Source organism: Mycobacterium sp. smrl_JER01 (assembly GCF_048513595.2).
GTDB lineage: Bacteria > Actinomycetota > Actinomycetes > Mycobacteriales > Mycobacteriaceae > Mycobacterium.
In genome coordinates this window covers 5,901,447-5,914,100 of the sequence record NZ_JBLXXK020000001.1, presented here as the reverse complement: position 1 = coordinate 5,914,100, position 12,654 = coordinate 5,901,447, and the positions used below count along the sequence as shown (strand labels likewise).

11 protein-coding genes are annotated in these 12,654 nt (G+C 63.1%); 7 read left to right on the top strand and 4 right to left on the bottom strand.

The genetic code is table 11. The annotated features are described in order from the left end of the window. The first annotated feature begins 40 nt into the window (after positions 1 to 40). Both ACNUDN_RS27900 and ACNUDN_RS27895 read left to right on the top strand, forming a co-directional pair. Positions 41 to 2,119 (top strand): integrase, encoded by a 2,079-nt coding sequence (locus ACNUDN_RS27900; RefSeq protein ID WP_419124905.1) that lies wholly within the window; start codon positions 41 to 43, stop codon positions 2,117 to 2,119. A 3-nt stretch (positions 2,120 to 2,122) separates the two neighbouring features. Continuing rightward, positions 2,123 to 3,244 carry a TniB family NTP-binding protein gene (locus tag ACNUDN_RS27895; RefSeq protein ID WP_419124904.1) on the top strand — a complete coding sequence of 374 codons (1,122 nt, stop codon included), beginning with the start codon at positions 2,123 to 2,125 and terminating at the stop codon, positions 3,242 to 3,244. Here the strand turns inward: ACNUDN_RS27895 and ACNUDN_RS31935 are convergent. Beyond that, positions 3,225 to 4,895 carry a TniQ family protein gene (locus tag ACNUDN_RS31935; protein WP_505336167.1) on the bottom strand — a complete coding sequence of 557 codons (1,671 nt, stop codon included), beginning with the start codon at positions 4,893 to 4,895 and terminating at the stop codon, positions 3,225 to 3,227. The two genes, ACNUDN_RS27895 and ACNUDN_RS31935, sit on opposite strands and share 20 nt — an antisense overlap. A 169-nt stretch (positions 4,896 to 5,064) precedes the next feature. On the opposite strand from ACNUDN_RS31935, the gene ACNUDN_RS27880 reads away from it, so the two are divergent. Together ACNUDN_RS27880 and ACNUDN_RS27875 are read left to right on the top strand one after the other, a co-directional pair. Next, entirely contained in the window at positions 5,065 to 5,316 is a 252-nt protein-coding gene (locus ACNUDN_RS27880; protein ID WP_419124903.1) for a helix-turn-helix domain-containing protein, read from the top strand. Between the two features lie 263 nt (positions 5,317 to 5,579). Next, positions 5,580 to 6,149, top strand: a complete 570-nt coding sequence (locus tag ACNUDN_RS27875) for a hypothetical protein (protein ID WP_419124902.1) — start codon at positions 5,580 to 5,582, stop codon at positions 6,147 to 6,149. Between the two features lie 440 nt (positions 6,150 to 6,589). Here ACNUDN_RS27875 and ACNUDN_RS27870 read toward each other — a convergent pair whose 3' ends face one another. Together ACNUDN_RS27870 and ACNUDN_RS27865 are read right to left on the bottom strand one after the other, a co-directional pair. After that, positions 6,590 to 7,801 (bottom strand): Fic family protein, encoded by a 1,212-nt coding sequence (locus tag ACNUDN_RS27870; RefSeq protein WP_419125345.1) that lies wholly within the window; start codon positions 7,799 to 7,801, stop codon positions 6,590 to 6,592. 652 nt (positions 7,802 to 8,453) lie between these two features. Next, entirely contained in the window at positions 8,454 to 8,738 is a 285-nt protein-coding gene (locus tag ACNUDN_RS27865; protein WP_419124901.1) for a hypothetical protein, read from the bottom strand. 203 nt (positions 8,739 to 8,941) lie between these two features. Here ACNUDN_RS27865 and ACNUDN_RS27860 point away from each other — a divergent pair, with 203 nt between their 5' ends. Then, on the top strand, positions 8,942 to 9,151 hold the full coding sequence (locus tag ACNUDN_RS27860; RefSeq protein WP_419124900.1) for a hypothetical protein: 210 nt from the start codon (positions 8,942 to 8,944) through the stop codon (positions 9,149 to 9,151). 76 nt (positions 9,152 to 9,227) lie between these two features. Here ACNUDN_RS27860 and ACNUDN_RS27855 read toward each other — a convergent pair whose 3' ends face one another. After that, entirely contained in the window at positions 9,228 to 10,133 is a 906-nt protein-coding gene (locus ACNUDN_RS27855; protein ID WP_419124899.1) for an AcrVA2 family anti-CRISPR protein, read from the bottom strand. Positions 10,134 to 10,434: 301 nt separating this feature from the next. On the opposite strand from ACNUDN_RS27855, the gene ACNUDN_RS27850 reads away from it, so the two are divergent. Next, complete coding sequence (locus ACNUDN_RS27850) at positions 10,435 to 11,919, top strand: tetratricopeptide repeat protein (RefSeq protein ID WP_419124898.1); 1,485 nt, start codon at positions 10,435 to 10,437, stop codon at positions 11,917 to 11,919. Further along, a complete protein-coding gene (locus tag ACNUDN_RS27845) occupies positions 11,916 to 12,653 on the top strand; it encodes a hypothetical protein (protein WP_419124897.1) in 738 nt (245 codons plus the stop codon). Before ACNUDN_RS27850 ends, ACNUDN_RS27845 begins: the two co-directional genes overlap by 4 nt. Position 12,654: the final 1 nt, after the last annotated feature.

The following is a 12,654-nucleotide window of genomic DNA, read 5'->3' as shown; positions in this document are numbered from 1 at the left end:
AGGTGACCTGCTGCTCACCGATACGGGGACTGCCCGCGTGATGGCTGTCAACAAGACCGGTGTCGATATCCGCGATTGCGTCAATGTGACTACACATTTCCGCTGGGACGCGTTACCGGTTGTTCGCGAGGTAAGGGATGGCGTGCCCAGCATCCTCGCCCCAGCGCTCCGTCCGCTGTGGGACAGCCTCGACGACGATGCCCGATCAGTTGCGCTCAATCGGTTGGAAGTCGTTCAGGAGTTGGTGACTGGCTATCGCGACGGCCACCCCGAATTCAGGCGACCCAGTGAGCCCCAGGCACCCTTCGGGGACGGCTTCGGGGTATCGATAGCGAAGCGAGCCACAGCGATGGCGGCTCTGCTGGCACAAGAAGCGCAGGCTGACCGCAACCTGCAGAGGCGAATACGCGACGGCGAAATCGAACCACGGGGAGTGAACTCGAGCACGATCCGAAACTGGGAGCGACTGTGGCGAGAGCAGGGGCTGTACGGGCTGATAGACAAACGAAGCCTTCGAGGCAGTGACGTCAGAGAGAGGGTCGACGAACGGTTCCGACAAGTCGCCGAACAGGTCGTCGCCACTCTCGATGGGACACGATCCTCAGTCGCGATCCAGGAACTCGAACGACAGGTACGCGCACAGTTGCGCAAGAACGGCATCACGGATCTACGTACTCCGCGCCAGGCGACTCAAACGTATCTCTCGAATCTGCTGCAGGAGACGGGAACCACGCCCAGAGCGCAGCGCAACAAGGTCCTGCAGACCGTCTCGGGGTCGAGGCAGTATCCCGCCATACGACCGGGGCAGGTCGTCGCCATCGACGCCACACGAGCCGACAACTTGGTGTTCGATCCGTTAAGTGGATTGCCTTGCAGCGTAGAGATACTCACTGCCATCTGCGTGGCGACCCGCGTCATCCTTGCCCTGCGTGTTGTTCCTCGTAGTGCCAACGGGCTCGAAGCCGGACTCCTTGCGTATGACGTCTGCCGGCCGTTCTCGCTGGCGGTCAACGGATCATCTATTGGCGAATGGAGATGGGTCGGGATTCCCGAGCAACTGGACCTCTCGAACGTCGTGGTTCACCCGATGCGGCGCGTCGTTTCCCCTGACTTCTCGACACTGCAGGGAGAACACGCGATCCCTTCGGTGATGCCTGATGCGATCCGCAGTGACCATGGGTCGATCTTTGTCTCCCAGCATTTTCGGGCACTACTGCATGACCTGAAGATCGACCTGCTACTGAGCCGCGGCGGGAAGCCGACCGACAACCCACACGTCGAGCGCTGGCACGAGACGCTGCAGCGCGCGGTACAGCAGATACCGGGCTATAAGGGACGCAACGTGTCCGAACGCGGCGGACTGGTCGCCGAGGAGCCACTTCTCACGGCGCGCGAGCTTCAAGAACATCTGCGGCGCTTCGTGGCGTTGGACTACCACCGAAGCTGGCACACCGGGCTGGTCTTAAACGGGCAAGCGGACGCTCGACTATGTCCTCTGGAAATGTGGGACGCGCTCGTCGAAGTAACAGGGCGCATCGATGTTCCGCAGCAGCCAGACATGATCTACCAGTTCCTGCCGATCCGCTGGGGGACGATCGGCATGGCTGGCGTCGAGTTCTCTGAAATGACCTACGACTCCCCAATTCTGGACCGCTTTCGGCGTGTATCGATCGGCCGCTTTCGGGAGGGTGATCGTGCGGCGCCTTTCTTCGTCGACCCACACGATTTGAGTCGCATATGGTTTCGCGACCCTTTCTCGAACCGCGTGGAGCCAGTCGAGTGGCGCGGTGCCAATCGCATTGACGCACCCATGACCGAAACGATCGTCAATGCCGCCCTGAAAAGGGTCCGCGACCGCGGTGGCAACAGCGTCTTAAACCGTGGTTCGGCGACGCGGCAGGTCTTGGACGAATTGATCGAATTGACAAGTTCGCCTGGCAAGGCTGAGTGGAAAAGGAAGATGGCAGCCGCCGCACTTCGTGTCGAGCACTCACGCAAAGATCACGCCGAAGCGCAACGAGCACAGAATCTACACAACCCTGTGAGGCTGATCGCAAAGCACAGACCACAACCGGCTTCATTCGCTGAGTCGTGGCCCAATCTGCTCGACGACGGCTGAGACGTGGATCCGCAACTTTGGCACGACTACTGCACGTCGGTTGACGCGGCCGATCCGGTGCCACTTTCGTTGCGGCAGTGGAAAAGGCTTGCTCAAGACGAACGCCGAATACACATCGATGGCCTTCAAAGGTGGATTTCCCAACTGTTCATCGAGACCGAGGAAATGAAAGGTGTCACCGACGCGATAGCGAACACGCTGCGCCGCAACAAGGATTCACCGCCAGGCGCGAAGGAGATCTTCGCGTTGTCCGGTCCGAACGCGGTTGGCAAGAGCACTTTGATGATGCGGTGGGGCCGCGAACGCTACTTACAGATGATCACGGGCGCCGCCACGGATGAACGTGGCCGGCCGGTGATGAAACTAGACGACGACTGCGAAGCTGATCTATGTCCAGTTACTTGGACGCATATCCCCGCAAAGGCGGCGGTAAAGGTCGTGAACCAACTGATCTTGGGCTGCTACGGGCTACCCGGTGATGGTGACGTAGGTCAACTGACCACCAACGCAGTCAGGGCTGCCAGAAGACACGGCACGCAAGTTCTCGTCTTCGATGACGTTCACCTCCTCTACACCGACTGGAAGGGCGGGCGCTTTGTCCTGGACCACATCAAGCACATCAACACTGAACTGGGTTACACAGGAACTACATTGGTGCTTGTAGGTGCCAATATTGAAGACAGCGTGTTGGTGCGCGATCCCCAGATCGCTGGGCGCCTCACGATGAAACCACTTGCTCCGTACCAGGTCCACACCATCGACGAGCGGCGCGCGTGGCAGGGCGTTGTGCGGCAGCTAGAGGAGCGCGTCTTACCGTATCTCCCGGCAGGAGAGCCGGGCATGCTCTTCCTGGAACTTGCTGGTGAATTGTGGCTTCGAACTCAAGGCTTCCTAGGGGACCTCAAGACGCTGGTCGGCGAAGCAGTCGTCGCGGCGAGCAAAGACGGAACTCACCGAATCCTGCGGGAGCACTTGAACCGCATCGAGCTGTGCGCGCGCGCCGAAGGCACCCGTCGAGAGCTGGCGCAGCCTCGACGAAGAAGCGAACGCGCGACGCGCACCGCGCCAGACGACTGGGATTCGGCGCCTGATTGGCAATCTGCAGTCAGTCAGACTCCACAGTAAGAACGAGGGACTGTAAAGACTGCTGCTGCGGTCGCGCAAGTCGGTCCCGGAACGCCACGTAGGCAGCCCTCAAGTGCCGCGATGGCGGTGCGCTCCACGCAGGGCTCGTATCGAAGCACCCCTGGGACACCTGACACCACATCCAAGTCACCGCATAGGGGAAAGAACTGGTCCGCCGCGCGGGACTCGACGAGATGCACCATTGCGGAAACCAGCCATCGCTCTGTCGGGCAAGGGTCTGCACTCTCACTTCACGGTCGCGGAAGTCGCGGTCGCGCGGCAGCAATTGAATGGCGCGGTGCACAGCGCGGGCGAACTGCTCTGGCGGGACCTGCATCAGCTTGCTGGCTGCGCGCGCAGTGGCAGGGCCTATCCGCGGCGCCAAGCCCAGTTCCCGCGCGGCTTCCGACCAAGTTGTCGCCTCGGTGGCCGCTCTCACCACACAAAGTGACACGTACAAACGCCTCGTGCGGTCGTAACCACCCAACATTCCCTCAAACAACTCGTGGAACAGATCCTCGTCGAAAAGTTGCGGAATTGATGAGCGCGCCAACGGTACGTCGCTGGGGTTCATCTTGGTGAGCCGCCGGCCGACGTGATGCCGGCCCTCAGTCGCGGCGTGGATCAACTGCTCCATGATCGGGCTCCGTGTGGTGCGGTTGAGCATCCAGACGCTAGGGCCGTTCCTCTCGGCAGCGATCAGATCGATCCAGGGCGCCAGTCGCGCCCCCGCAGATTGAAGATTCGCCTCCGCCAGGATTCGAGCGGAAGTGTCGAGGACGTGACCACGAACACGGGAGTCCTGCGGGGGGCTGTAACCCCAGCGTGGCCCCCGAAGAGTCGTCGAGCGCGTGATGGCTTCTGCGTGTACCTCGTCAGCCCAGGCAACGACACTCGGAGCGCCGGCACGTGACGCGAGGTGTAGGAGAAGGGTCGCGAGATGGCGTAGTTCGGCGAGGTAGGTCTGTGCATCGGCTTCGACGCCCAGCATGGGGATCGGCTCAGCGGCCAGTGCACGCGCAACGACGGTCGCAGAGTCCACTAGAGCTGTGGGAGCCGCCTGAGGATGATGATCAATTACGGAATGACGACAAGGATTTCGTAGGCCGAGGGGATTACCGCAGGGATGGTCTGGCCCGATGATCGCTCGAAGCGGTGAGTGATGGTGACTTCGGAACCGCCTGCCGCAGCCTTGGCACGCAAACGTCAGAAACGTCCCGTGATGAGTGCACACAGCCGCGAGGGGTAGACGCCACTCGATCCGCCACGATCCACGCTCGGATAGGCACGGTGAGCAGACCTGCGAACCCGTCGTAGGGAACCATCCCTGTGCTATTACGTTGCGATAGCTGTGGTGATCTCGCGGGTCGAACCCATCGAAATGCAAAGGGAGCCCGTCGCCGAAGCGAGTGAGTGTCGCCTCGCCTAGCCGTTCGTTGACGACACCACTAATCGACGCGATTGCCGTCAGAAGCGTCGGGTCGGGTTTGACCATGAAGAAGGCCAACCGAGACCGTTCGGCGCCCGGTGTTCTGAGAAGGCGCAGAAGCTGGGCGGGTTGGAGATCATTCGCAGCGGCAAGCCGCTCTAGGAAACTATCCAGAGCCTCGTCGGGCGCGATGGCGGTCCGTGTCGGTAGCAGCCGTGGCACGCCAACCACCACCGCTTCAGGCGCCGGTCGCCGGCTGCACAAGTCCGATCGCTACCTCCACCGAGCCGGTGTTCTCGAAACACGCTCGGTAAAAAAGGTGCGCGACCACAGAACCCAATGTATTACTAGTAGGGCAGACATCGCGGTGGATTCACCCGCAACTTGAGGGGTGCCGACCCGCCCCAGCCAGAACAACCCTGAAAGGGTTGCCCAGTGGGAGCATTGGCGACGCCTCGTCGGAGCGAAGATCCGAGAGCTCCGCATCGCGCGGAACATGACTCAAGAGGCACTTGCGCTCCGCTCTGGCGTCACGCGGAACGTCCTCATAGACGTGGAGCATGGCCGGCGCGGACTCCTCTACGAGCGTCTGTTCGACATCGCCGATGCCCTAGATGTGAACGTGGCAGAGCTTCTTCCGTAGCCCGGTCGACTTCTGTGTTACCGCTGGCTCTGTCCTTGTCTGCTCGATAGCGTCGCGGTCAGGGGTCGTCATGAAGAAGCGAGTAGTTGTGAGCGCCGAAAGCGTGAAGGCGGCGGGACGTCGATCGACGAAGGCCTCCGCGAAGCTTGCGGGTCACGAGGTCCCAGAGGGCCACATCCGCTCGCCGGCGGTGGATGCGTACCTCGCTGAAGTGTCGCGGTCTGCCGACGCCGCGAAAGGAAGCGGAGGAGAAAAAGACACCCGTGCCTGACTGGTGGCGGTCAGGAGCGACGTTTCGGGGATTTCTTGACGACACGGACGAGTTCTGGCGCTCGCCTGAAGGTCAGCGGCTCCAGGCTGTCCATGAAGCGGCCGAGGCGGACCTGCAAGCGTGGCTCGCCGAGCAGCCGGGTGTCGTGGTGCACAGCCACGGCGGTTACGCGCCTGAGCAGTGGGAGGGCGAGGTCGACGGTCACAGCTTCTACTTCCGCGAGCGCGACACCGAGTGGGACATCGAGATCGACCTACGCCCGAGTGGACGGGCTAGGTGTGTGGGCGATCGTGGCAACGATGACGGCACCATTGCCGACCAGGGGGACGAATTCGTCGAGGGCGACGTCATCGCGACTGGCAGGACCAATGCGCAGGGTTACGGTGACAGCCCACGGGAGCGGGCAGCGTTCATCGTCGTCACCATCCGGGAGCACCTGTCCCGGCAGGCATGCACGCACCCGCGGCTGGAAGCGATTGCCGCCTTGCTCGGTGTCCCGGCCCGCTGGTGTCCCACGTGTGGAATCCGAGTGCGTGGTCATGGCGACACACGCGAGCCATGAACCCCAGTGATGATTGTCGACCAGGCCGCGGGAGATGTCGCCGCAGCCGAGTCTCGCGATGACGGTAAAGCCCACAGGCCGGAAGAGTTCTTCGGCTCGCTCGATCGCATTGAAGCCGAGGCAAGAGGGGTCAGCAGAGAGTGAGGATAGTGGCGAGTGGCGAGGATGGGCCCTATGCGTTTCCGTAGCGCTAACGACCGAATTGCGCAGCTTGTCGACGGTCCGCTGATTGTCGACGATGTGCGCCGGTTTGCCTCCGAGCGCGAACGAGTCAACGAGATCCATGCCCGTCGCCTAGCGGACATGCGGAAGGCCTCGGACTGACCCAGCAGCAGATGGCTCAGCTGCTGAGCATCTATTGAGGCACGGTCTCAAAGATTGAGCGGCGGGGCGACCTGCTGCTCTCGACCCTTCGGCAGTACCTCGCGGCAGCCGGCGCCCTAGTTCTGTTCACCCCGGTTAATAATCCGCGATGCCCGGGTGCGTCGCCCGATCGTCGCACTGAGGACGTCCAGTTCGACGAGGATGTCGCTGGCGGCCCAGATCCGGTTGCGCATCCCGGTCGACAGCACCTCCAGAATGCCGGCCTCAGTGAGCCGGTTGAGGGCCTTGTAGGTACTCGCGTCGGTGGTTCCGGTGAGCTGTTGTGCGGTGTCGGCGTTGAAGATGGGAACGTCGAGTAGGTTGTCGAGCAACGTCTCATCAGCGGAATTAGCACGTGGGCGGGCGGTATCGCGCCACCGCGCAGGCAGGCCGGCCAGGCGGGCGGCCGTTTCCTCGGCTGCCTGGCTAGCGTGCAGCGCGGCCCCGGCGACGTAGCCAATGAACTGATCGGCCGCGCCCTTGCGATAGTCGGTCAGCTGAGCGAAGTAGTGGTCGGTGTCGGCCAACATCGCCGATGCCAGAGGCACGGTGACCCGCCGGGTCAGCCCGCGCCGACGCAGAATTGCGCTGATCAACGCTCGTCCGATACGACCATTGCCATCGGTGAACGGGTGAATGGACTCGAACTGCGCATGAGCGATCGCTGCTTGGGCCAGAATGGGCAAGTCTGAGCGGGCGGCGAACGCCATCAGGTCATCCATCAGTTCAGGGACGAGTTCGGGCGGCGGCGGCACGTACACCGCTCCCACCGGTGAAAAGTCACTGCCGCCAATCCAGTTCTGCACTGTGCGCAGAGCGCCCGGGCTGTCGGCATAGGGATCAGACGCCATCAATAGGCGGTGTGCCTGCAGGATTGCCGGCAGCGTGATCGGACCGGTACTCGAGATCTCCACGAGCGCGAGAAGTGCATGAACTGCCGCGAGCTGGGACCGGGCCTCATCGCTGGCCTTGCCACCCGCGACGGCTTTGCCGAAAGCGCGCCATCCGGCGTCGATCTGTTCAATCTTCGATGAGGCCACCGACTCGCTGCGTAGCAGGAAGTCGGCCAGCGGCGCCAGGTGCTGACCGAACCCGGCTTCGAGATGGGCCACCGCGATCACCGCATCTTCGAGAACCCGGGCTGTGTTGCCAACGGGATCGCAGGGCAGTGACGCGATGAGCGGCGGCACGGATACCTCGATGACATTCAGGGTGCGGTCGTCACGATTACCTTGACGGTTGCGTGTTGACCACGGCCGACTTTGCGTCCCATGCCCCGGCCACTCCATGTCATGCCTTTCCACGAAGAACACCACAACGAAATAGTTATTCTACTTTGGGTGCATCAAATTAAAATATAGACGAGCGTCCTGGCGCCTGCGTCCAAGCGGGCGCTGTGCCGATGCACGGCTTCTAGGCAGCCCGGAGGGCACCTACGGGCTAACCACCGCCGTCGGACGACTCCGAGGAAAGGCCATTGATGGACCGCCGCTACACCTGCCGAGTGAGTGGTCATCCGATGACCAAGCTGCTCGACCCGCAGCGGTGATCGCCGATGCCCGACGGAGAGGAAGAGCGGGGGAACAGGAGCGCCATGCCCGGCCGGTGGCGAACTGGAGCGACGTTTCAAGAGCTTCTTGACCACATGGACGAGTTCTGGCGGTCACCGAGAGGCCAGAGGCTCAAGTTGCCCAACAGGCTGCTGAGGCAGAACTGCAGGCGTGGCTGGCCGATCAGCCTGGCGGTGTCGAGATCTGGCCGCTCCTTGACGACCGCGAACCGATCTCAAGAGACGAGCGCGAGAACATTCTTGGCCTCAACCCGTCGACGGGTGCATGACCCTTTGAAGTCCGCTGCTCGGACCGCCGTGTGTACCGGCCGTCAAGTCGCGCAGAGTGGCCGTGGGGACGAGCTGCCTCGCAGACAGAGCCGGCGGGGAGGCTACATCCGCCGCGGACGGCGTCGCCGAATCGTAGGTGCCGCAGAAGCCTGTGCAAGCAGGCTCTGCAACTCAGGCGTCGCGTTGTATTCGTTCTGCGCGTCGGCCGCGCCCGATTCCAGATTGTCCCGGTAGGCCATCGTTGCGTAGCTGTCGGCGTCGAAATGGTCGGACAGGTTCATGTCGGTGTGTGACCGCGCCTCCTCCCCGTTGTTCGAACTCGCGGAATCAGGGTGCCCGGAATTCTGGTCAGCAGCGAGATCCCCGCCATCGGCATCGACAACCACAGTTCAACCATATCGCCGCAACTGACGTGGCCGCCGCTCGCCGCGGGCGCACCCGAGTTACGGCAGAGGCGGTTCAAGCCCCTCGGCCCGGGAAGGCCGCTAGCCGCCGCACCACGGAGGTATAGACAACCGATGAAAACGAAACCTATCAGGGGGTGACGACGCGACAGAATGACCCGATGAGCACCTGAAACTACCGAGTGGTGCAATCAGCCGATGGCGCCGAGTACTTCATCGCCGAGGTGTACCACGACGGCGACAGGCTGAGTTGGGTCGACGACTCTCGCGACTGCCTGCGTTGGGCCGATTACGAACGCCTGAAGAGCACCGTCGAGCTAATTCGGCAGGCGTTCGACAAGCCCGTTCTAAGAGTGACCGACGACGACCGTCTCGTCGAAGTCACGCCGACCTGACTCTGCCGGATGTTATCGGTGGGCGGCCGCGCCGACGCTGCGACACCGGACTACACCCGAACGCGCGTGATTCAATCTAGTTTAAGTCGCGGACGGCCGGGGCGACGCCACCATCGGCATTCACGGGTGTCGGCGGGTACCAGCGCAATTCGTAGTGCCAGTCGACGCCTTCGACGCCCAGTCGGTTCCCAAGGACGCTGCCGTTCTCGTCTCGCTCGGCGACGCGGACCCGATGCCAATGCGCGATCCGGATGTGAGGCGGGAGCCTCCACCCGGCGATGCCAACGTCGCCTGTGCGTTCGCCTGCTTGCCGCCGGTACTGCCGCAGCGATGCACCGGTCCGCCAGCCCAGGTTACCGATCTGCGCCCGGCTGATCTGCTGCGGTCGAGAGATCTGTTCCGGGGGCGGCCAGTCGATTTCGGGATCTCCCGCCGCAGAGTACAAAAGCAGCGACAACGACAGCGGGATGAGTACCGGCAACTCTTTGCCGTCGGAGTTCCCCGCGTCGTGCGCGCCTTCGATCTGTGTCTCGATCAAATCGGCCAGCGTCGTCACGGCAAGATCACCACGGAGTGGGAAGGTCACGCTCTGCAATTGCGGGTTGGGATCGCCCTCCTCCTGATACACCCACATGCACCGCACACCTTGCGCCGCAGGGATCCTTGTGTAGGCGGTGAACACACCGCGACCATCGGCCCCTTGAAGCTTCAAATTACCTAGCACCGGCGCTGGCCCTGAACCTCCTACATGCCGATACTCACTAACCGTGCCGGCCACCACCATTCCGAGGTAGCGACACAAGCGCTGCCCGTCGTGCAGCGACAACGGGGTGGCGAGACTGTAGGCGACGGCGTTAAACGGGAACCGCGTCAACCAATCGGGCACCAGCTCCACGTCGGTGTTGGCGCTCACTAGCGCGCCGGCGAACTCGTCGTCGACCCGTAGAACAACGGGGCTGTCCGACCACTTCTCGAACATCATCTCGGCTACGTCTTGAGCCCACTGCCTGCCGGGGTTGCGTGATGGCGGCAGGTTCGCCCACCACCGGAACGCCGCGATTACTGCAGCCGCGTCGTCGACCTTGATGCGCCGTTTGGCGTCCAGATCCCGTGCCTTCCTCGTCACGGACACCATCCTCTCGCACCGGACGACTTCAGGAGACTAGACGTGGACGGTCCCTGCTTAGCTAGCTAACCGATCAACGACTTCGGCGCCACCTCGGTGGTGTCGGACATATGCTCTACGGTCATCAGCCGGGGATACACGGTGGTGGGGGATACCGATGGCGAACAGCACTGATCTGAAGGATCGGTGGAAGACGCTGCAGTTGCTGGGTCCGGTGTTCGAATTGCTGAACCGGGCTGCGCCGCGCGCTGACATCGACCATCGTAGCTACGACCTCGCGCAGCTCGCGCTGCGGCTCATCGACTACATCGTCCACAACCAGGCCAGCCTGGAGGGGTCCGTCAGCCTGGATTCGGTTACCGATCATATGACGCAGGTGGCGCGGCGGATGAACCCGGGTGATCCGAGTCGCCCGTTCGTGAAGGTCGCGCGTTTGGTGTTCAACGCAGTGTTCAATGACGGGCGTCCTCATGAGGCGACTTGGCTGGAGGTCGACGGACCGGGCGACGGTGCGGATTCGGACGTCTTCCGGTTCCGCTTGCTGCGGATGGTGGACAGCGAGTCCGGTGCCGCGGTCACCGCGACCGATGAGGCGATCTTGCTGTACCTGCAGGCCCTGAACACCGATCTCGCCGACCGAGCGCTGGCGTTGAAGCTTTTGGTCGAAATACAGATGCAGGCAGGCGAATTTGATAAAGCGCTGGACTCGGCGCGCCAAGCCACTCGGACCGCGCGCGGGCTCTCAGCAAGTCTGCGAGAGCGGTTGGCCGACACCCAGCGCGATGTCGGCACAGTCGATTGGCACGGGGAGATGCCGCTATGGCTCAGTGACGTGCGCAGCCAGATCCGACTGCAGATCGACCGAGACCGGCAACTCACCGTGCTGGCCAACCAAGCAGGCGATGATCCGGATGCGGCCGATGCATGTCGCAAAATTGCGGACGAGGTTCGCGTCGGAGGAGATGTGTGGACCCGGCTGGAACGGTTCGTTTTGTCGGCCATCCCGGTGTTCCTCGACGCGCAGAACACTCAACGGTTCCGCCCGCGCGGTCTTGCCACCACGATCGACATGGCTCGCGATGTCTTCGAACCAGGCATAGCCGCCCTCGACGACCGCTTCGCCGCGGCGGTCGGCGTGTTGGTTACGGGTGTGGTGGCTCCGCCGACGCCAGTGTGTTGGGCATTGGGCGATCTCACCGACCTGCTGTTTCGGGCGCCGACGAGTTATGACCGCCGTCCCCCCGAGGTCGACGACCCCGGCGAACTCGGAGAGCCGCCGGGAGACTCGATCCCCCAGGATATTGCCCGCTGCGCTGCAGATGTCCTTTCGGTGGCTGCCGAGCGGCCGACTCGCGTCTCGGAGCTGCTCGGTGTAGCCCGATCACGGTCGGGGGAGGTAGCAGATCCGCACCGTTTGTTGGATGTGCTGTGGGGCGCCGCGTTATGGGTGTTCGTCGCCGGTGAGGATCGCGCCCACGATGATGAGCCGGGCAGCGCGGACCTGGCGGCCGCAGTCGCCACGCTCGTTGCGGTCGCTGATGAGCACGTTCTCACCGACGACCGGTACCGCGGTCCGGATCTGACGTTGGCGCGATCCGCCGCCCTAGATGCCGTCGATCTCGAGACGGTGAGGACGTCGTGAACCATGCCGACGTTTCGGCGGCCGCCCGGCTGATACGGCATGCGCTGGCGCCCAGGGATCGTCCGACGCCGGGAAGTCTGTACCGCGATCTGCTCGACAGGTTCCAGGTCGATCTTCCCTTCGCCGAATTGGTCGACCGGGTGGCCGAGGGCCTCGGGTTGGAGGTCCACCAGGTCAGCCCACAGTTGGGGCTGCTGGTGTCGGGCCAGGTCGATTCACCGTTCGCGGTAACGCTGGACAATTCCGGGCTTCCGGTGCGCAAGAGTGGGGAACAGCGTCTGCGGGATCGGCGGTGCTTCGGGCTGGTCCTGCTCGGTTTGATTACCTACGCCTACCCCAACGGGGAGACGTTGATCGACTCGGCGAACCGGCCGGTGCGGGCGTTGGACATTGAGCGGTTCCTCGAACAACGCGTCAAGGGACTGATCGGTCTTGATGCCGACTCCGGCGAGGCCGAGGGCCAGCTCGGTGAGGCAGCCCGCACCTGGCATGACCTGCCGCAGGTGCTGCTCACCGACCACGGGCGGGTCGGCCGGGAATGCCACCGCTGGTATGTCGATGCAACCCTGACCTTCTTGACAGCACAAGGCCGCGCGAGGCGCGAACCCGCGCTCGACGATGCCACCGGTGAAGCATTCGTGCTCAACGACCGCTTCCGGATCGGTTTGGCGGAGGTCGCGGAGTCGTTGATCGCCGAGATGAGCAATGCCGCCGACGAGTCGGTGGGCAGCTAAT